General features: G+C 62.5%; 13 protein-coding genes and 1 pseudogene. 4 read left to right on the forward strand and 10 right to left on the reverse strand.

What is annotated here, in order from left to right:
- Nucleotides 1–15: 15 nt before the first annotated feature.
- The 10 genes and pseudogenes from PSH91_RS23515 to PSH91_RS23560 all read right to left on the reverse strand — a co-directional run bounded on the left by PSH91_RS23515 (nt 16) and on the right by PSH91_RS23560 (nt 13,913).
- Nucleotides 16–690 (reverse strand): DUF2491 family protein, encoded by a 675-nt coding sequence (locus tag PSH91_RS23515; RefSeq protein WP_047229448.1) that lies wholly within the window; start codon nt 688–690, stop codon nt 16–18.
- Complete coding sequence (locus PSH91_RS23520) at nt 677–1,714, reverse strand: ion channel (protein ID WP_188251933.1); 1,038 nt, start codon at nt 1,712–1,714, stop codon at nt 677–679. The genes PSH91_RS23515 and PSH91_RS23520 overlap by 14 nt, the downstream gene beginning before the upstream one ends.
- Before the next feature lie 377 nt (nt 1,715–2,091).
- Entirely contained in the window at nt 2,092–2,790 is a 699-nt protein-coding gene (locus PSH91_RS23525; protein WP_047229446.1) for a PspA/IM30 family protein, read from the reverse strand.
- 24 nt (nt 2,791–2,814) lie between these two features.
- Nucleotides 2,815–3,396 (reverse strand): YjfI family protein, encoded by a 582-nt coding sequence (locus PSH91_RS23530; RefSeq protein WP_092394936.1) that lies wholly within the window; start codon nt 3,394–3,396, stop codon nt 2,815–2,817.
- 332 nt (nt 3,397–3,728) lie between these two features.
- Entirely contained in the window at nt 3,729–4,544 is an 816-nt protein-coding gene (locus PSH91_RS23535) for a YfaP family protein (protein WP_047229728.1), read from the reverse strand.
- Nucleotides 4,545–4,547: 3 nt separating this feature from the next.
- Nucleotides 4,548–6,230, reverse strand: a complete 1,683-nt coding sequence (locus tag PSH91_RS23540) for a DUF2300 domain-containing protein (protein WP_370695171.1) — start codon at nt 6,228–6,230, stop codon at nt 4,548–4,550.
- Nucleotides 6,169–10,739: pseudogene (locus tag PSH91_RS23545) on the reverse strand (alpha-2-macroglobulin). Before PSH91_RS23545 ends, PSH91_RS23540 begins: the two are co-directional and overlap by 62 nt.
- Entirely contained in the window at nt 10,736–11,395 is a 660-nt protein-coding gene (locus PSH91_RS23550) for a DUF1175 family protein (RefSeq protein ID WP_160893659.1), read from the reverse strand. Before PSH91_RS23550 ends, PSH91_RS23545 begins: the two are co-directional and overlap by 4 nt.
- Nucleotides 11,380–13,089: a DUF2138 domain-containing protein gene (locus PSH91_RS23555; protein WP_047229731.1), complete on the reverse strand. Its 1,710-nt coding sequence runs from the start codon at nt 13,087–13,089 to the stop codon at nt 11,380–11,382. The genes PSH91_RS23550 and PSH91_RS23555 overlap by 16 nt, the downstream gene beginning before the upstream one ends.
- 35 nt (nt 13,090–13,124) lie before the next feature.
- Entirely contained in the window at nt 13,125–13,913 is a 789-nt protein-coding gene (locus PSH91_RS23560) for a YfaP family protein (protein WP_047229732.1), read from the reverse strand.
- Nucleotides 13,914–14,410: 497 nt separating this feature from the next.
- Between PSH91_RS23560 and PSH91_RS23565 the strand changes: the two genes are divergently transcribed.
- From PSH91_RS23565 to PSH91_RS23580, 4 genes are all read left to right on the forward strand, one after another.
- A complete protein-coding gene (locus tag PSH91_RS23565; RefSeq protein WP_047229733.1) occupies nt 14,411–14,653 on the forward strand; it encodes an exodeoxyribonuclease VII small subunit in 243 nt (80 codons plus the stop codon).
- Nucleotides 14,650–15,537, forward strand: a complete 888-nt coding sequence (gene ispA, locus PSH91_RS23570; RefSeq protein ID WP_047229734.1) for a (2E,6E)-farnesyl diphosphate synthase — start codon at nt 14,650–14,652, stop codon at nt 15,535–15,537. Before PSH91_RS23565 ends, ispA begins: the two co-directional genes overlap by 4 nt.
- Before the next feature lie 105 nt (nt 15,538–15,642).
- Nucleotides 15,643–17,541, forward strand: coding sequence for a 1-deoxy-D-xylulose-5-phosphate synthase (gene dxs / locus PSH91_RS23575; RefSeq protein WP_047229735.1), 1,899 nt, complete (start codon nt 15,643–15,645; stop codon nt 17,539–17,541).
- A 148-nt stretch (nt 17,542–17,689) separates the two neighbouring features.
- Nucleotides 17,690–19,570 (forward strand): TonB-dependent receptor domain-containing protein, encoded by a 1,881-nt coding sequence (locus tag PSH91_RS23580; RefSeq protein WP_305466865.1) that lies wholly within the window; start codon nt 17,690–17,692, stop codon nt 19,568–19,570.
- The last annotated feature ends 109 nt before the right edge of the window (nt 19,571–19,679 follow it).

Raw genomic sequence — 19,679 nt, forward strand, 5'->3', positions numbered from 1 at the left:
GGACTTCTTCCTTTTTTAAAAAGTGTTCAGGTCAGTGGTGTACAGCGAAATGCCCAGCGACGTGCTCAAGCTGATGGTGCCTTCGGCATCTTCTTCGACGGAAAACAGCAGGAATTCCCGGCGATCGGTCAGGCCGGTTTCGCGGGCATACAGCATTGAGCGGTGCTCGACGCTGTAGGACTCATCCGGATTGCTCACGCGCTCGCTCAACGCCACCAGTTCAGTCTGGCCTTCCTCGGTGCCCCATTCGCGGCTGTACTCGACACCGTCGTGGTTGTAGGTCGGCAGGCCGATCAGGCTTTCGGGCCCGGCCAGGCGTCGCAACTCCGCTTCGCTGTTGAGGGTGACGTAACTGAGGTAATTGAACAGGATCACCGACTCGACCTGCCCGGCGACATCGCCGCTGGTGTGCACTTGCAGCCAGTAGTCCTCGTCGTTCATGTAACAGCGCGTCAGCCAGTTCGATTGCCCGAGGTCGACGATGCCGGTGCTCCAGATCTGCTGGGCATCCGGGATGACCACGCCGGTGTTGCCGTCGAGCAACAACTTCAACGTGCTATCGAACCTGAGTTCTTTGCCAGATGCCAGGCCCAGCGGCCCGACGGAGGCCGGGATTGGGTTGGCGACCCATTTGGAGTCCTTGCCCGAGTTCGGCGCCTCCATGCCCATCAACCGTTTAAACCAGCCCATTGGAGATTTCCTTGAGACGCGCGGAGGCGATATAGAAGAGGTCGCCGCCGCCCCCGACCCGCGTGTCGCAGGGCGGGTTGATCGACGGGTGCCGGGCGCCTTTGGCGCGGTAGCCGATGAGAATGGCGTTGTGGTGTTCTTTCATCTGCACATACAGATCGCCGAACGCGGCATCAAACGCTTCGGGCAGTTTCATCAGGTACTGAGTGGCGCCCTCGCCCACGCAAAGCAATTCATTGATGACCACTGACGAACCCGGATCCTGTGAAGCACGCACCAACATCTCGATGGCCATGCTGGAGGTGCATTCCAGGCTGGGCGCGTAGGCGCTGGCGAGGGCGGCCACTTCACTGTCATTGAAATGGGCGACCACATGCCCGACCGGGTTCAGTTGATTGACCGCCAGCACGGTGGACAGGGTCAGGTCGTCTGAGTGGGTGCGCACCAGGACGCGTTCGGCACCCGGCACACCGGCACGCTGCAAAAGTGCGACAGAGGACAGGCTTTCACCTTTGATAAAAGTCGTCTTGCCGGGCATGGGGTTTTCTTCAAGCACGCAATCGCAGATGACAATCAGGTTGTCATTGGACGTCTCGTCCTGCAGGAGCAACTCGATGACCCGTTCGCTGGAGGCGCCCTCCCAGCCGATGAGAACGGTGTGGCCGGTCTTGCCGGTGAAATCGCCTTTGCCCTTCATGCCTTTTCTCCATACATCAATGACGCTGCTGGTGGTTTTGCCGATGACCGTCGTCAACAGGGCAATGCCGCCGAGCATGATCCAGGTGGCCACGAAAATTCGCCCGGCGGATGTCTGTGGCAACAGATCGCCATAGCCGACGGTGAGCGTGGTGGTGAGATAGAAGTAGATAAACGTGGCGGCAGCGATGAGGTGCTGTTCGCCCAGAAGCACCAGGCCGATCCAGGCGATGGACAGGTGTACGCCCAACGCAATGGCCAGGCCCGCCCAGCCGAACCGATGGAAGAAGGACGAGGCGTAGGTTCGCAGCAAAAGGAAAATCGACATTTCGTCCCTGACTCCGTGGGTTCATTCCTGGCGACGTCATCGCACGGGCAGCGGAGTGCTCAAGTGCGGTCACGGGGCAGCATTAAACCTGCTGCGGGGATTGGATAGAAGAGCTTTGGTGACAATAAATCCGGGAATTTTCAGGAAAACAGGACTAAGACACAAAACCTGAAGCTGAACACAAAACCCTGTGGCGAGGGGATTTATCCCCGCTGGGCTGCGGAGCAGCCCCAATAACAGCGAACTCGACCCAGCTGACACACCGAGGGTGTCAGGTTTCAGGGCTGCTTCGCAGCCCAACGGGGATAAATCCCCTCGCCACAAGGTCTGTGCCTGGCTTGCCTTGGCCGGTCCTCACAAAGGCAAAGCCCAGCCGATTACTCCGCCGATTTTTTCTTCAGGCGCTCCAGAATCGCATTGGCGCTGCCTTCGTTCGGCGTGATGCCGGCATCGCGCAGTTTGCGCTCCAGGTCGTTGCCGGTCGAAGCCTCGGCCAGTTCATCCTGGGCTTGCAGTTCAGCGGCACGTTGCTGTTGCTTGGCCTGCAGGCGGTTGAGCGTACCGACGGCGGTTTCCAGCTTGCCATTGGCGCCGCCGCTGGCAATCGAAGCACTGACCTGGGCTTTCTGCACGCTCTCACGGGCCTTGGCCATGTCCACTTGCTGACGCAGGCTTTTGATGCGGTTCTCGGCCTTGACGATGTCCTTGCGCATGTTTTCAGCGTAACCACCGAACTCGGTCGCGTGCTTTTGCTCGGCGTCCAACTCAGAGGTCAGGGTCGAAATGGCTTCGGCCACTTCCAGCGCCAGGTCTTCACGGTTGGCCTGGATGGCCGCCAGCGCCTTGGACTCCAGGTCCTGGATCTTGGCGTTGTACTCGCTGACGCGGTCAGTCGACAGTTTGTGTTTGGCCATGATGGTGACCAGCTCACGCTTGGCGTTGGCCAGCGCGCTGTCGGCATCGCGAATTTCCTGGTCGAGGATGCGCAGGGCCTGTTGGTCGACGATCGATTCGCCGACTTCGTTGGCACCACCACGCAGCGCGGTGAACAATTTGCTCCAGATGGACTGAGTCATTGGATATTTCCTGTTCCCGAAAAATTAGATGAAGAAACGTTCGAAGGCTTCGCTGGCACGCTGGACGTTGTCGACGAGGGTTTTGACCTCGGTCACGACGTTGGTCAGGCTGGAGTCGGAACTCAGTGCGCCAAACATGTTGTAGACAATCTGCCCGTTGGGCATGGACTCGATACCGATCGAGGACAGCGGGAACATTTCCCGGCTGCGCAGCACGGCATCATTGAAGGCCGCGACGTCATTGATCGATTCGACATCCACCAGAACGGTGTCGACGATGATCTGATCACCCACCACTGCGATGTAAATCGGCAAGCCGCCAAAGTCGTTCATTTCCAGCTTGATGCTGGACTCGGAGCCTTGAACAAGGGAAAGCGTGATGTCGTTCGCCACCACTTCGTCGAGGGCCTGAAGGGCACTGAAGAGGCGATCAATGTTCCAGTTGTTACCTGCGCTCATGTAATTCTCCGACATGAATGAGCCAGCCAGAATCGGTTGGCGTAGCTGTTTCTCCATCTGCTTGAGCAGGCTCCGGTTTTCGGGAAGCACCCAAGTTTCGTGTTTCACATACCCGGCGGCACTCAAGCCCGCGCGCATCTGCTTCATGTAAAAGCTGGATGGTTTTTTCACGGACGGTTTCGAGCGCTCTCCCTTGCGGCTCGCTGAATCGGTAGCAGACCCCGCAGGATCTGTTGGAGAGCGGCTGTTCATGGTGCTGACCTCACTGCGAAAAAACTCACGCGTGAGAAACACTACAGGGAATACCCAGCCCCCTCAATAGCTCACGCGTGAGATTTCTAATTGTCACAAACCACGGACACCCCCTGTGGGAGCGAGCCTGCTCGCGATAGCGGTATGTCAGACACCCTGATGCTGAACGTGCTGTCGCTATCGCGAGCAGGCTCGCTCCCACACTCACAAACGACTCTGGCGCGGCCTTAGGGGTAACTGAAGCTCTTGACCAACATCAACTCCCCCGCCGTGCGCATCGGTACCACGAAGGTTTCCATCTTCTCGCTTGGCGTGCCCTCTTCGGTGATGACGGTGATCTGCGCCGTGGTCAGGGCTTGTGCCGCTTGTTGCTCGCCGTCCTCGTCACTGCGGTAACCGCCGCCGTAGTAGTTCACGTACACCAGGTACTGACCTTTGATCGGCGCGGGCATGGCGATGATTTCCGGGCCGTAGCCGGTGGTGACATCGACGTCGAGCGCGGCGCCGTTGGGGACGACGCGGTCGCCGTACCAGATGTGGGCGCCGTCCGGGGTGACGAGGTGCAGGTCCAGGTCGGTGCCGTCGCTGTCCCAGGTCAACAAGACCCGCAGCTTGGCCGGGGTGGCGCCGCCGCTGGTGTTGAGAAATTGCGTACGGTGGCGTTGCTGGCCGTCGGGGCTGCGCACTTCGATGCTGTTGCTGCCATTGGGGAACGAGAACGGTCGGTCGAAGCGCCCTTGCGGGTCGAGTTTCAGCGGCAGGGTCACGCCATTGATGATGAGTTTGCCCGGCTCGTTACTGTCCTTGGGCGTGCCTTTGATCTGGCCGCTGATGCGGGCGGTGTTGGCCTGGCCCTGAGGTGTGTTGACCGAAGAAGCCGGGTAGTTGACGGTCTGGCTGAAGCTCTCGCCTTCACCGCCCGGCGCGCCGCTGCGCCAGCCGCCGACCGGGGTGTCGAGTTTGATGCCCTCGCCCGCAATGGCCGGCGGCAACACGGCCAAAGCGCAGAACAACAGCAAGGCCTGTGGATAACGGAGTGTCATGGTCTATTCCAGCAAGAGGTGACGGGCGAGCCCTTCGATGTAGGTTTCGTCCTGGCCGTTGGGGTGAGCTTCAAAGGCCAGGTGCAAGTATTCGTGGGTCAGGTCGAGGCGGTCTTGCAACGACAGCACACCGCGCACGTAAATGCGCCGGCGTTCGCGGTCGACATAGGGCCGGCCGAAGGCGACACGGCAGACGGCGAACCCGCTGATTTCGTTGTAACCCACTTCACCTGCCAGACGGGGGCGCCAGCCGCGTCGCTGTTTCAACAGCCAGTCCTGAGCGGCGGGCAGCGCTTCACAGGACGCCACCGGATTGTCCCAGCGGCTGAGGCTGGCGCGCGGGTAGGCATGCAGCAGAATGGCGTCGTAGCGCTGGCCGGCGCTGGCCTGCTCCACGGCTTGCGCCCAGGACAGTTTGTCCGGGGCGGATTGGTCAGAGTGGTAGGTCACGTCGGTGCCCGCCAGCACCAGATCGCTGGTCCAGGCGGCGATGGCGCGGGATTGCGGCGCCGCCGGACGTGAGGCGACGCGCTGGCGATGACTGCTGTCATCGATGCTCAGGCAATCGCCGTGACGCTGGGCGTTTTGCAGCAGGTAGCTGCGGATCGCCACAGCCAGGGCCTTGGCCGCTTCGATGGGTTCAGCCTTGGCTTCGCGCTGCAGGACCCGGGCGACGTACTCTTCGCGATCCAGTCGCGCCACCAGCTTGCCGGGCAGCAGGAACAACTCGCCGTCGCTGTGGATATCCAGTTGGTTGCCGTTGGCGAATTCGACACGGTAATCGCCGCGCAGCGGGCCTGGGGTGGCCGGCCGGTCACCCGCCATCACCCGTTGCAAGGGATACCGGGCGAACAGGTCCACTTCCACGCATCGCCCCGTTTCCGCTGGCCAACGAGACGGCAGCGCCGCAGCCAATCCATCACCGTATGCCTTCAATATCTGCTCGCTGGTGCCACGCCCACCGGCCCACACCGGCGTGCCGTCAGCCAGCCAACCGGCGAAGCCGCCCTGGCGCGATGAAGGATCCTGTTCACCCAGCCAACTCCAGGTCTTGACCCGCAGACGACTGCCCAACTGGCCGACCAATCGCCCATCCGCCGCGTTGAGCACCACATCCAGCAGCACCCGACGGGCCTGATCCTGAGCCGGCAGCATCGCCAGTGCTTTGAGCAGTTCAGCCACGCGAACCTGTTTTTGCGGTTGCAGGCTCGGCAGGTCCAGCAGCCACGACGGCGCCTGGCGGGCCTGCCAGTACTCGCGCCAGTTCGAAGCCGAAAGCCCAAGCCGCTGCGGTTCGAAATACAGGCCGCAGGATTTCACCAACGCCTGATCGCGACCGATGCTCTGCCCGGCGCTACAGCAATAGACTTCCTCTTTGGACTCACCGCGACATTCATAAGCCGGTTCGCGAGCGCCGGTGTCCACCAGCCATGCGTAGACAAATAGCTTCCACACACTGCCCAGCGGCGCCTGCAAGGCCTCGGGCAAGGGCTGACGGTCCAGCACCTGGGTCTGGCTCACCAGCAGCAACTGACCGTCGAAAGCCAGACGCAACGGTTCCTCCTGCGCTGTGGCCAGCGCAGGGATCAAGCACAACAACCACCCAAGCCGCGGCCAGCGCACGTCAGTTGACCGTGACCTGACCGAGCGCCGGTTTCTGTTCCCGAGCCTGATGCTGCGGCGCATAGACCTGGGTGAAACGCACCGGCGGCAAGCTGAACTGGCCCTTCTGGGAGAAGCGCACCAGATGCCGCAGGCGCAGCTCGCCACTGAGGGCGTCCAGCGGTACCGCGTAACCCATCTGACCCGGCTCGAAGCGCGCCTTCTCCAGGGAAGTCGGCTCGCTGCCGGCCTTGCCCAACAACTGGATGCCCCAGGTGGTGCGCTCCACATCGGCACCCGGCGGCAGCGGCACTTCGAGCATGCCGTAGCGCAGCGGCGTAGGCGCCTTGCTGTTGATGATCACTTCATCCAGATAAAGGCTGTCACTGGACAGCGGCTTGCTGCCCACGGCTTCGAGCTTGAAGGTGAAGGCCTCGTCGCCCGCCACCAGACGGGACAAGCGCCGGGTAATGGTCACCGCCATCGGCGTCACGGGCGCTTGCTGGCTCTGGTAGCTCAGTGCCGCCTGCAACGGGCGCTCCTCGGCACCGCTTAAGGTCAGCAGGGTCGGTAGCTGCGCGCCCTGCCATTGCCAGTAGGTTTCACCGGTGGCGCCTTGCCGGGCCTTCCAGCCTTCGCCCGGGGTCAGGGCCACGGCGGGCGCGGCCTGCTCGATGCTGCGTTGCAGCCAGGTCAAGGCCAGGGCCCGTTCAAGGGTCGATTGCTGCGGCAGCAGACGTTCGAGCAATGCCTTGGCACGCGCCTGATCGAAGCTTTGCAGTGACAGGCTCAAGGCCTCGACGAACGGCTGGGAGCTGACGTCCAGTTGCTGTTGTGCGGCGTCGAGTTGCCGGCTGAAGGCCTCCGGCAGCGGCACCTTCACCTGCCTGGCGAGGGACGCCGTCAGCATGCGGGCGCTGGCCAAGCCCAGTGCCGAATCCGGCGCGCTCATGACCAGGCTGTCTTCGCCACTGTCCATCACGCTCGAATCGCCGCCCTCGCCGGCTTTCGCCAGGTCGTCCATCAAGCCGCTGAGCAAGGTGTTCACCGGCAGTTGCATCTGTTTGGCGAACGACAGGATCAGCGCACGCTGCAGCAACGGCGTATCGCCGGCCTGTTTGGCGTAGACCTCCAGCACCCGCTGCCAGTGCTCCGGCGGCAGGCTCAGATCCAGGGCCTGGCTGGCGTGCCAGTCGGCGTAATAAGCGTAGGCCGTGAGGAACGCATCCGGTTCGCCAGCCTGGCCCCACCAGGTGAAGCTCGCCGCAGGCCCGGCCATTTGCACCAGGCGCAGGCGACTGTTTTGCATGATCAGCCGCAAGCGATCGCGAATCTGCGGGTTCGCCGCCAGCGTCGGGTAGGCGCGATGCTCAGCGGCAGCAGACGACTGGCGGTTTGCTCGACGCCGCCGTAGGGGTAGCTCAACAAGTCATCCAGGGCCGAACGGAACAGCGCTTGCGGGCTGTCGTCCAGGCGCAGGCGGATATCGCTGGCATCAAGCGGCAGGCTCAGCGGTGTGTCACCGCTCGCCACGTCAAGGCGCTGGCTCTGGGTGACTTGCCAACCGTTGCCAATGGCATTGAGTTGCACGGCCAGGGTGTCCTGGGTTTCGCCATTGACCTGCAACTGCACGTTCAAGTCGCCGTTGCTCAACTCCAGAGACGGTAGCGCCACATAGTTGATGCCGTGCTTCAGGTCCGCCACCACGCGCTGTTCAGTACCGGCGTAACGGATCAGCAGTTCGGCCTTCAACGGCTGTTCGGACTGGCTGAAAGCGAACAGGCCCATTTGCGGTTTGTCACCACTGCGGAACCGGGTCGGGCCGCTCCACTTCAGGTACAGCGGTTTCTCTGAACCGATGAATTGCTTTTTCTGCCCCACCTGGCCGTCGTCGGCGATGGCCCGGGCCGTGATGCGCCAGCGAGTCAGGGAGTCCGGCATCTTGAAGGTGAAGCGGGCCTTGCCGTTGGCGTCGGTGACCAGCTCCGGTTGCCACGCGGCAGTGTCGACGTCTTCACGACGAGGCCGCTCCAGCACTTTGACCCCGCGCTCGCTGCGGTTGGCCTTGCCCGGCGCGCCGGGGCTGCCCGGCAGGGCCACGTCGTAGCTGATGAACGACAGGCTGGCGCTGGTGCGCACGTTGTTGCGGCGCGGATGGTAGAAAAACTGATCGATGGTGGGCGCCACTTCCGGTTGCAGGGCGTAGATCATTTCATCCACGACACTGACCGTCAGGTGCGCCGGGATCGCCTTGCCGACGAACTGGGTGCTCAGGTCCACGGTCACCGTGTCGCCAGGCCGATAAGTGGCTTTGTCGGTAACGATGGCGACGTCGATCTGCGGCGCGACCACCTTGATACCGGCGTTCTGGAAGCTATATTGGCCACCCTTGGTGTACAGCACCGAGAAGGTCAGGTTCGGCGCAAAAGCGTCTTTCACCGGGATGCGCGCGCGGTATTGAGTGTCGCTGAGCTTTTCCATTTTCAGCCAGTCGCCGCCCTTGGACAGCAGCGCCGTGGCCTCGACCTTGTCCCGCTCCAGTGACAGCAGCGCATCACTGACCGGCTCCGGGAAGGTGATCAGCGCCAGGGCTTCGTCACCGGCCTGGTATTGGGCTTTGTCGAGGACGATCTCGACCGTGCCCGGCACGGCCTTGATACCTTCGCCGGTCACCGAATGGCCAGTGGCGCCAATGACTCGACCGTGGTCATCCTTGAGGGTCAGGTTGTAGGTGCCCGGACGCTCGAAGGTCAGGCTGAAGCCCTTGTCCTTGGCCGCCAGTTTGCCTTCGCCGGTGGTCTGGTCTTCCAGCCGCACCCAGGCGTAGCTGCCCGGCGTCACGGCGTTGCTTTGCGCGTTGCCACCCTCGTTGGTGTAGCTGAACGAGACGTTCTCGCCGGCGGCGCTGAAACGCTGGGGCGCGCTCAGGCGAAAGTTCGCCGCGCCACGGTCGATGAGAATTTCCTTGGTGGTCTTGACCCGATACGCCGCGCCATCGCTGGCAAACACAGTGAGCGTATAGCGACTCGGCTTGTCGGCGGCCGGCAGATCGAGGGTGGCGCTGCCCTTGGCATCGGTGGTCACTTCGCTGCTGGTCAGCTCCACCGGGAATTGCCCCAGGTACTGCAGCTCGTTATCCACCATCGACAGTTGCTGGGCCCGCAGGCTCAGGCTCACCTTGGCGTTGGCCACCGGTTTGCCGTCCGGGTACAGCAGCACGAGAGCGCCCTTGACCGGCTCGCCGGTGCGGTAATCCTGCTTGGCGAGGTTCAGCGCGATCTCGAAGTGCGGCTTGATGTATTCGGCCACGCGAAAGGCACTGCTGTAGAGCTGGTCCTTGTAGCCAAAGCGCAACTCATAACCACCGGCCATGGCGTTTTCCGGCAACTGGAAACGGCCTTGGGTGCCGGCCTTGGAGTCCAGCTTCAGGGCCAGGGTCTGCAACTCGGTGCCGGTGGCATCCAGCACGCTGACATTGACGTCGGCGGCCGTCGGCTGCACCGAGTCCCGGGCATTCTTGAATTCACGGCCGACAATTTTCAGCGACACCCAGTCCCCCGGCCGATACAGCGGCCGATCGGTGAAGGCGAACAGCTTGGTGTCGTAGATTTCGCTGTCGTAGTAGAAGTTTTCCGAGACGAATACCCCGCCCTCCTCGTCCTCGCCGATGACGAACGAACGCTCCGGGCTGACGTGCTTGAGGCGCAGCAAGCCGTCTTCGTCGGTGGCGCCGCTGCTCATCACGCCCAGGCCGTCGGTCCACAGCACGTTGACCTTGGGCACCGAACGACCTTCGTGTTTACGCGCGGCCCAGACCAGCAGCTCGTCCCCGGCGATCTTGCTCACCGCTACGGTGTTGGAAACAAACACCATGGTGGTGGCCCGGTATTTCCCGATCAGCGCTTCGACCAAATAGAGACCGGGTTTCAACTGGCCCAGTGGCACGTAGACGTTGCCTGGCGCGACGCTGATGAACTCACTCGACGAACCCGCCAGGTTGACCCCCGCTGGCGGCTGGATCGGCTTGGCCTGCCACAGCGGGTAACGGAACTGGCTGACCACCGGCAAACCCGGAATCAAGGCGAACTGTGGTTGCGCGTCGTACGGCGTCGGCGCGGCGATGGCGCTGCCCATTTTCAGTTCCGGCACTTGCTCGGTGACTTGCTGACGCGACTCGTAGGAAAACGCCCGCTGCATCACCCGACGGGATTTGCGGTACCAGTTGTCCCACAGGTACGCCAGGGTGTTCGACAGCCCTTCGCCCTTGAACTGGCCGTCGCTGACCACCCGGTGCAGGTTCTTCTGGCGCTTGAGGAAATCCAGCGGTTTTTCGATGCGATAAACGCGGATATCGGCACCGCCGTACGGCTCCATGCGGAATTTCCGATAGTCGCGCCCCGGCGCTTCGAGGCGGACCATGGCTTGCTCGTCACTGGCAAAACTGCTGTCGGCCAGCAGGAAGAAGCTTTCACCGGCCAACGGCGTATAGCCGCTGGGCTGCACAGTGTCTTCGGCATGAACGATCGGCGCCAGCAACAGGGCCAGCAGCAGGGGCAATTTTGAACACAAGCGCAGCATGTGGGCACCGGTCATTGGGAGAGAAAGTTGAGTCGATAGACGCCGATGAAGTTGGGGTTGGCTGCGTCGGGTATCCATCGGGTGTCCTTCCAGTTCATGAGTTGTTGCAGGCTTGCCGAGCGCATGCCGTTGTCGGTTGGGGTGGTGGTGCCGGTGTGATAGGCGATGTTGCGGCCCATCCAGATCATCAGGTGCTGGTCATCGCCCTGATCGAAGAACATCAGATCGCCCGGACGGGCCTGGGTGACGTCCCGGCTCACCAGATGGCTGTTGAACTGGATCAGCTTGATGGCGTTGACGTAGGGTCCGACCTTGCCGCCGCCCTGTTGCCACTGCTGCGCCAGACGTCGCTGGGCATCGCTCAGTTCAAGCTCTGGCGGCAGGTAGCGATTGGACAGGCCATTGCTGCGCAACCACTTCTGGTCGTGGACCTTCAGCGCTTCATTGGCCGCAAAGCGCACCAGCCCGGCGCAGTCCTGTTGGTACCAGCGCGGGCTCGGGCCTTTGGTCAGTTGTTCCTGGGCAATACGCACGAACCAGGCACGAAAGACCTTCGATTGCTGCACATCCAGCGCGGGTGTCTGAGCGGCCAACGCCTGCCCGCCCAGCAGCAGCGCCAGCATCAACACCCATCCGGGGCGGCGGATCAACCCGGTCACAGCGCTTTCCATTCCAGTGGCAACCACTGCCAGTGGCCGTCCGGTTCGCTGCCTTCAGGCAACGTCAGGGCGTATTTGCCGTAGCCGCCAAGGGTGCGCAGCTTCGGAATCAGGTAGGTTTGCGCGGCGTTGTAGAACACCGGTTCCATGTCCTGGGGCAGGCTGTCGAGGGTTTCGCGTTGCATCAGTTGCGCCATGGCATCCGGGCCGAAGTAGACCGGCATCAGCAGGTCCTTGGGCACCACGTCGGCCATGGGCGGGAAACGTTTGTCGAGGGTGCCGAGGGCCTTGTCTACCAGTTTGTCGTCGAGGGAAAACAACAGGGTCGAACCGTGCCGCGCCAGACTGACTTGCATGAACGCCTTGCCGGTGATCGACTCGGGCTGCGCGGCGTCCTTGGCCGGGTAAGGGCCGAAGTTGGAGCTGACCTGGCGTTGCCAGCGGTGCATCGGGCCTTCCTGTGTCTCAACAACGGGAAACGCATGTTCGGCCACGTTGTTTTCGTAGGCGCCCACCATCGAACCGAACAGGTTGCCCAGGTCGGCATCAAGCTTGCCGCCGTCATCGTTCAGGTTCGCCACCAGCAGTGGTGTGTAAAGCCGCGAATCGGCGTACCAGCACAGCCCCGCCGCGCCGGCCATGTGCTCGATCATGACCTGGGCCGCGTTGTCGTCGGCACCGAGTTTCACCAGCAATGGCTTCTGTTGTTCGGCGGCCAGGGGCAACGCGACACAGGCGCTGGCGCCCATGGGCATGGCTTGCCAGATTGGCTTGAAGTCGAAGTCCGGCTGGTCTTCCAGCTCATCCATGGCCAGGAAGCTGTGCCAGCCCTTGTCGTCCATGTCGAAACGCAACCCGGCGAAGTTCGGGATGAAACGCTGGTAGCCCATGGCGAGCACGCTGGCATTGACCGAGATGCGTTGCTTGACCTCAGGCGCCTTGGGCAGCAGACCAAAGGCTTCGGGGAAGAGTTTTTCACCGGCCAGCAGCGCTTCGAGGGCCTGGGTCGAGACCATGCCGGGTTCGTCGGTGGGGCCACTTCCCAGGTCGTAGAGTCTGGTCGGATTGGACAACACCACCAGCTTGTCGCCATGAGAAGCGAACACCAGGGCTTTGCTGGCGTTATAGGTGAGTTGATAGACCGGCACCACGTCGCCGGCCACGTTCATCTCACCGAGCTGGCTGAGCTGTGAATCATCCAGCGCCACTTTTGCCAGCGGCTCCAGCACCTTGGCCAGGCCACCGCGATCCATCACCAGTAGAAAATCCTTGAGCCGCCCGTCGGCGCCGCGCCATAGCGCTACATCGGCCGGCTGGTCGAAAAGCTGCTCGATCAGGCTGTCCTGCAGTTTGAGATCATGCTCGTAGATGATCCGCCGCAGGCTGCCGATCAGCCCGAGGCGGTCGGCATGGGTTTCGTAATAGAAGACGAAATCCTCGGTGAGCGTGGCCTTGAGGAACGGCACCGCCAGCAAGTCCTTGGGCAACTGGCTCAGGGAGTGGGCCTCGAGCAGGCCGTCGGGGCGGCTCAGGCCGAGTTTTTCCAACGCCAGTTCCATGGGCGGCGTCTTGGGCTTGGTCATGAACCAACCCAGTCCGGCGGCGACACCGGCCACCAGGCACAGCCCGATCAGCAGCGCCGGCCAGCGGCGCACAGGTTTGGTGGCGGGGGCCGGCGCGGTCGGGGAAGCAGTGTTGTCGCTCATATTCACAAGGGCCTGTTCATCCGTGGAGCGGATACTTAGTAGTTGAAAGTCTTGACCAGCAACAGATCGCCGATGGCGCGCAGGGGCACGACAAAGGTTTCGCGTTTTTCATCGACGGTGTTTTCGTTGAGCACCAAGTTGATCTGCGAGGTGATCACCTCGTTCTGGTTGCTGGTTTCCTCGAAGTTGTAGCCACCGTTGCTGTAGTTGCCCCAGTAGTTCACGTAGACCAGGTAGGTACCGTGCATCGGCGCGGTCATGGTGAACATCTCAGGGCCAGGGCCATCGACGCCATCGGGGTCGAGGCCGCCGCCGTTGCTCAGCGCCGGCCGGCCGAAGAACGCATGCTGGCCGTCGGGGGTGACGATGTGCAGGTCCAGCTCGGCCTTGGGATCGTCCCAGCCCAGCACCACGCGGATCTGCGCCGGGGTTCGCTGGTTGTTGGCTTCATAGAACTGCACGCGCTTGAGGGACTGGCCTGCGGAACTGCGTACCTCGACGCTGTTGGAGCCCGCGCCAAAGGCATACGGGCGGGCGAAACGCCCTTCATCGTCGGTATAGAGATTCAGTGGATTGCCGTTGACGGCCAGGCTGTGGGGCGCTCGGGCCGTGCCCATGGCCTTGAGCCGACCCTCGATCATCGTGCGATTGCGCTGCACGCCGCGGTCGATGGGCGGCGTGGGATAGGCCACGCGTGGGTTTTCAGTGCGATCGAGCAAACCGCTGTAGCGCCAGCCGCCCACCGGTTCCGACAGCTCGGCGGCAGGCTCGGCCCACGCCAGTGGCGCGCCCGCCAGCACGATCAACAATGAAAGAAAACGCATGTCTGCCTCCTGCCATGCATGACCCAACCCGGCGCCCTTCCTCGGCGCTGCCTGTCATTATTCGGGTTACGTCTGAAGGCCCCGCCACAAGGGGCCCGTAGATGCGGCGAAGGTTAGCGATTCGGCGGATTATTCACAATCAGGGAACGCGCGAATCTGTGTGGGAAATCACGTACTGAGGGGGGCGTGAGCCGATTAGCGCGGCTATTCGGCTCACGAAATGAGCCGAATACGGAAACTGACGTAGCTTCGGAGGTAATCCCGTTGCCTCTATTGGCGCTGGCGAAGCCTGCGATCTTTTAACTTTCGCTCAAGATTCAATTGGCAGGGGGAAGATCGCAGCCTCGTTGCACTCGACAGTTCCTACGGTCCAGCAGGAGCTTGCCCCTTACCAAAAAGCAGCGCTTCACAGACCGCGCAAGTCCTGCTCTGATTTGCCCCAATACCCCATGTCTGCTAGTGTCGCGCCCGTTTAACAGTCAACCGGAATCGCCGCCATGGCCCGCAAAAAAGCTGCACTGGACTTCGAACAATCTCTGGCCGACCTGCAAACGCTGGTCGAGCGGCTGGAGAACGGCGAGTTGTCGCTGGAAGACTCGCTGACCGCCTTCGAACAGGGCATCGGCTTGACTCGCGACTGCCAGGCGGCGCTGGCCCAGGCCGAGCAAAAGGTGCAACTGTTGCTCGAACGCGATGGTGAGCTGACCGAAGAGCCTTTCGACGCGGACCAGCCTGAATGATCGGCGCTTATCAGGCCGGCAGTCAGGCCCGGGTCAACGCGGCACTGGACACCCTGTTCACCGCCCCAAGCCCTGAGCTGGCGCGGTTGTACGAGGCCATGCGCTACAGCGTGATGAACGGCGGCAAGCGCGTGCGTCCGCTGCTGGCCTACGCGGCGTGCGAAGCCTTGGGCGGCGCCCCTGAACAGGCCAACGGCGCGGCCTGTGCCGTGGAGCTGATCCACGCGTATTCGCTGGTTCATGATGATTTGCCAGCCATGGACGACGACGATTTGCGTCGCGGCCAACCCACCACCCACAAGAAATTCGACGAAGCCTGCGCGATCCTGGCCGGTGACGGCTTGCAGAGTCTGGCGTTCAGCGCCCTGCTGGAGCCGACGCTGAACGATTGCCCGGCGCAGATTCGCCTGGACATGGTCAGCGCCCTGGCGCTGGCGGCAGGCCCGGCCGGAATGGTCGGCGGCCAGGCCATCGACCTCGGTTCAGTGGGCCTCAAGCTGGATCAGAGCGCGCTGGAATACATGCATCGGCACAAGACCGGCGCCTTGATCGAGGCCAGCGTCAAACTCGGTGCCCTGGCCAGCGGTCGGGCCACGCCTGACCAATTGCAAGCCTTGCAGACCTACGCCCGGGCCATTGGCCTGGCGTTCCAGGTGCAGGACGACATCCTTGACGTCGAAAGCGATACCCAGACCCTGGGCAAACGCCAGGGCGCCGATATCGCTCGCGACAAACCGACCTACCCGGCCCTGCTCGGCCTCGACGCTGCCAAGGCCTATGCCCTGGAGTTGCGCGACCAGGCCTTGAGCGCGCTGCGACCCTTTGACGCGGCGGCCGAGCCGTTGCGCGAGCTGGCCCGATATATCGTCGAACGCCGTAGCTGATACGGGGTCAGACTGCGTATCGGCCAAGTTCCGGCCTACGCGTGGGCAGCTTGCGATGCATAAGGTAAACTGCCGCCTCTTTCTATACCTATAACGATTCGCCTGATGCCCACGACGTTTCAAGAGATTCCCCGCAAACGCCCGACCACGCCGCTGCTGGACCGCGCCAACACGCCGGACGGCTTGCGTCGCCTGGGTGAAGCCGAGCTGGAAACCCTGGCCGATGAGTTGCGCCTGGAGCTGCTCTACACGGTCGGCCAGACCGGTGGCCACTTTGGCGCCGGCCTTGGCGTCATCGAGCTGACGATCGCGCTGCATTACGTATTCGACACCCCGGACGACCGGCTGGTGTGGGACGTCGGTCATCAGGCCTATCCGCACAAAATCCTCACCGGCCGTCGCGAGCGCATGGGCACGCTGCGCCAGAAGGACGGCGTGGCAGCGTTCCCGCGGCGCTCCGAGAGCGAGTACGACACCTTTGGTGTCGGCCACTCCAGCACCTCCATCAGCGCCGCCCTGGGCATGGCGATTGCCGCCCGTCTGCAAAACAGCGAGCGCAAGGCGATTGCCGTGATCGGCGATGGTGCACTGACGGCAGGCATGGCTTTCGAGGCGCTGAACCACGCGCCGGAAGTCAACGCCAACATGCTGGTGATCCTCAACGACAACGACATGTCGATCTCGCGCAACGTCGGCGGGTTGTCCAACTACCTGGCGAAGATTCTTTCCAGCCGCACCTACGCCAGCATGCGTGAAGGCAGTAAAAAGGTGCTCTCGCGCCTGCCAGGCGCCTGGGAAATCGCTCGCCGCACCGAGGAATACGCCAAGGGCATGCTGGTGCCCGGTACGCTGTTCGAGGAGCTGGGCTGGAACTACATCGGCCCCATCGACGGCCATGACCTGCCCACTCTGATCGCCACCCTGCGCAACATGCGCGATCTCAAAGGCCCGCAGTTCCTGCATGTGGTCACCAAGAAAGGCAAAGGCTTCGCCCCGGCGGAAGTCGACCCGATCGGTTACCACGCCATCACCAAGCTTGAGCCGGTGGACGCCCCGGCCACCGCCCCGAAGAAGGCCAGCGGACCGAAGTATTCCGCTGTGTTCGGCCAATGGCTGTGCGACATGGCCGCCGCCGACCCGCGCCTGGTGGGCATTACCCCGGCGATGAAGGAAGGCTCGGACCTGGTGGCCTTCAGCGAGCGCTACCCGCAGCGCTACTTCGACGTGGCGATTGCCGAGCAGCACGCTGTCACCCTCGCCGCTGGCATGGCGTGTGAAGGCGCAAAACCGGTGGTGGCGATTTATTCGACCTTCCTGCAACGCGGCTACGACCAGCTTGTTCATGACGTCGCGGTGCAGAACCTCGATGTGCTGTTCGCCATCGACCGTGCAGGTTTGGTAGGCGAAGACGGCCCGACCCACGCCGGCAGCTTCGATCTTTCGTTCCTGCGCTGCATCCCCGGCATGTTGCTGATGACGCCGAGCGATGAAAACGAGTTGCGCAAAATGCTCACCACCGGGCACCTGTTCAATGGCCCGGCGGCGGTGCGCTACCCTCGCGGCAGCGGCCCGAATGCGACCATTGAAGCTGATCTTGAGCCGATCGAAATCGGCAAGGGCGTGATTCGCCGCCAGGGCAAGCAGACCGCCCTGCTGGTGTTTGGCGTGCAACTGGCCGAGGCCTTGAAGGTCGCCGAAACCCTGGACGCCACCGTGGTGGACATGCGCTTCGTCAAACCCCTGGACGAAACCCTGGTGCGCGAGATGGCCGGCAGTCACGAACTGCTGGTGACTGTCGAGGAAAACGCCATCATGGGCGGCGCCGGAGCGGCGGTCAGCGAGTTCCTGGCCCGGGAAAACATCCTCAAGTCGGTGCTGCACCTGGGCCTGCCGGACATCTACGTCGAACACGCCAAACCGGCGCAGATGCTGGCTGAATGCGGGCTGGACGAGGCCGGGATCGAAGCGGCCGTGCGCCAGCGGTTGCAGGTGCTGGGCCGGTAAATCTTCAGACCACACAAATCCCTTGTGGGAGCGAGCCTGCTCGCGATGGCGTAAGACCAGTCGACATCTACATCGACTGACGCACCGCTATCGCGAGCAGGCTCGCTCCCACAGGGGTATGCGTGGAGCCATATTTCTCGGAACACCCATGAAACTGCGCCTCGCCCTGACCTTCTCACTGCTACCAACCACCGAGCTGCTGGCCGACACCTTCGAACGCGACCAGGCCCTCAAGCTCCCCGACGTGGTCATCAGCGCCAACCGCCAGGTCGAGGCCCGCAACGACAGTAGCGCCGCCAACACGGTATTCACCCGTGACGACATCGAACGCCTGCAACCGGCCAGCGTGACCGACCTGCTCAGCCGTGTGCCGGGGGTTCAGGTGGCGCCGCTGGGCGGGCGTGGCAGCCTGCCGGGGATTTACATTCGCGGCACCAAATCGGCCCAGAGCCTGGTGCTGGTGGACGGCCAGCGCATCGGCAATTCCACCTCCGGCGACAGCAACTTGCAACGCCTGAACATCAACCAGATCGAACGGGTGGAAGTGCTGCGCGGTTCGCGCTCAGTGATCTACGGCGCCGACGCGGTGGGCGGGGTGATCCAGATCTTCACCCGTCGCGGTAACGAACAAGGCCTGCAACCGCGCTTGCACCTGGGTTTCGGCAGCCACCAGACCTGGGAGCGCAGCCTGGGCCTGTCCGGCGGTGATGATCGAACACGCTTCAGCCTCGGCGCCAGCCTGGATGAAAGCGATGGGACCAATCGCACCCATGAGTCCTACGCCAGCGACCGTGACCTTGATGCCAACCGCAACCAGTCCTTGAGCCTGAGCTTGAGTCATGAGCTCAACGCTGACCTGGAAGTGGGCCTGAACCTGCTGGATAACCGCGGCAAAAGCGAATACGACAACCCGTTCGGCCGCTTCGACCCGAACACCTTCGAGTCGTTGCCCCAGCAGCCCTACAGTGAATTTGCGGTGAGCAGTTTCAGCACTTATGTCGATGGGCGCATCAACGACGCGTGGAAATCGCGCCTGGAACTGGGCCACAGCGAAAACCGTGAAAAAACCTTCGACAAGCTCAGTGATGTCCGGGAAGTGTTCAACACCTACCGCGACTCGCTGACCTGGCAGAACGATGTAACGCTGGACGATCGCAACAGCCTGATTGTCGGTGGTGATTGGTATGAGGATCGGATCAACAGCAGCACGCCGTATGACGAAGACAGCCGCTGGAACCGTGCGGCGTTTATCCAGCATCGTTTCCGGGGCGAAACGTTCTCCACCGAACTGGGCGTGCGCCGCGACCAGAACCAGCAATTCGGCGCCCAGAATAGTTGGAGCGGCACGTTCACCCTGCCGGTGAATCCGGACAATGATGTGCTGCTGACCTACAGCGAAAGCTTCCGCGCACCGACCTTCAACGACCTGTACTACCCGAACTTCAGCAACCCGGACCTTGCGCCCGAAACCGCCAAAAGCTACGAACTGCAATGGCGCAGCCAACTGAGCGACAGCGCCCGCCTGGAGACTTCGCTGTACCGCACGGACCTGGAAGACGCGATTATTTTCGGCAGCAATTCACGCCCACAAAACGTCGCCTCGGCACGAATCAACGGTTTCGAAGCTGCCCTGAGCCAAGAGTTATTCGGCTGGCAGGGCAATTTGGGCCTGGCCATCATCGACCCACGGGACCGCGACAGCGGCCACACCCTGGCCCGCCGCGCCCGCCGGACCTTGAGCCTGGATCTGGATCGCCAATTTGACCGCTTGAGCCTGGGCGCCAGCTGGCAAGCGGTGAGCAGCAGCTACGACGATGAGAACAACCGCAACACCCTGGGCGGATACGCCCTGCTCGGGTTGCGCGGCAGTTGGACGTTGAACCGCGAGGTGAAGCTGGAGATGAAGGTCGATAACCTGCTGGACAAGGGCTACAGCCGGGCGCTGTATAGCCATGAAGGTGGGCAGTATGGGTATCGTGAGGAAGGCCGGGCCTGGTTGTTTGGGGTGACCTGGACGCCGGCGCTTTGATCCAGAGATTGTGGTGCCGGGACTGACCTCATCGCGAGCAGGCTCGCTCCCACAATTTGATCCGATGTGAATACAAAATCAGCGGTGCCACAAATCCCTGTGGGAGCGA

It is taken from the genome of Pseudomonas sp. FP1154 (genome assembly GCF_030687245.1).
Lineage (GTDB): Bacteria > Pseudomonadota > Gammaproteobacteria > Pseudomonadales > Pseudomonadaceae > Aquipseudomonas > Aquipseudomonas rhizophila.

Coding starts and splice junctions, on each gene's coding strand:
- PSH91_RS23515 (WP_047229448.1), bottom strand. CDS start 690: ATGGGCTGGTTTAAACGGTTGATGGGCATGGAGGCGCCGAACTCGGGC.
- PSH91_RS23520 (WP_188251933.1), bottom strand. CDS start 1,714: ATGTCGATTTTCCTTTTGCTGCGAACCTACGCCTCGTCCTTCTTCCAT.
- PSH91_RS23525 (WP_047229446.1), bottom strand. CDS start 2,790: ATGACTCAGTCCATCTGGAGCAAATTGTTCACCGCGCTGCGTGGTGGT.
- PSH91_RS23530 (WP_092394936.1), bottom strand. CDS start 3,396: ATGAAGCAGATGCGCGCGGGCTTGAGTGCCGCCGGGTATGTGAAACAC.
- PSH91_RS23535 (WP_047229728.1), bottom strand. CDS start 4,544: ATGACACTCCGTTATCCACAGGCCTTGCTGTTGTTCTGCGCTTTGGCC.
- PSH91_RS23540 (WP_370695171.1), bottom strand. CDS start 6,230: ATGCGCCGCAGCATCAGGCTCGGGAACAGAAACCGGCGCTCGGTCAGG.
- PSH91_RS23550 (WP_160893659.1), bottom strand. CDS start 11,395: ATGGAAAGCGCTGTGACCGGGTTGATCCGCCGCCCCGGATGGGTGTTG.
- PSH91_RS23555 (WP_047229731.1), bottom strand. CDS start 13,089: ATGAGCGACAACACTGCTTCCCCGACCGCGCCGGCCCCCGCCACCAAA.
- PSH91_RS23560 (WP_047229732.1), bottom strand. CDS start 13,913: ATGCGTTTTCTTTCATTGTTGATCGTGCTGGCGGGCGCGCCACTGGCG.
- PSH91_RS23565 (WP_047229733.1), top strand. CDS start 14,411: ATGGCCCGCAAAAAAGCTGCACTGGACTTCGAACAATCTCTGGCCGAC.
- ispA (WP_047229734.1), top strand. CDS start 14,650: ATGATCGGCGCTTATCAGGCCGGCAGTCAGGCCCGGGTCAACGCGGCA.
- dxs (WP_047229735.1), top strand. CDS start 15,643: ATGCCCACGACGTTTCAAGAGATTCCCCGCAAACGCCCGACCACGCCG.
- PSH91_RS23580 (WP_305466865.1), top strand. CDS start 17,690: ATGAAACTGCGCCTCGCCCTGACCTTCTCACTGCTACCAACCACCGAG.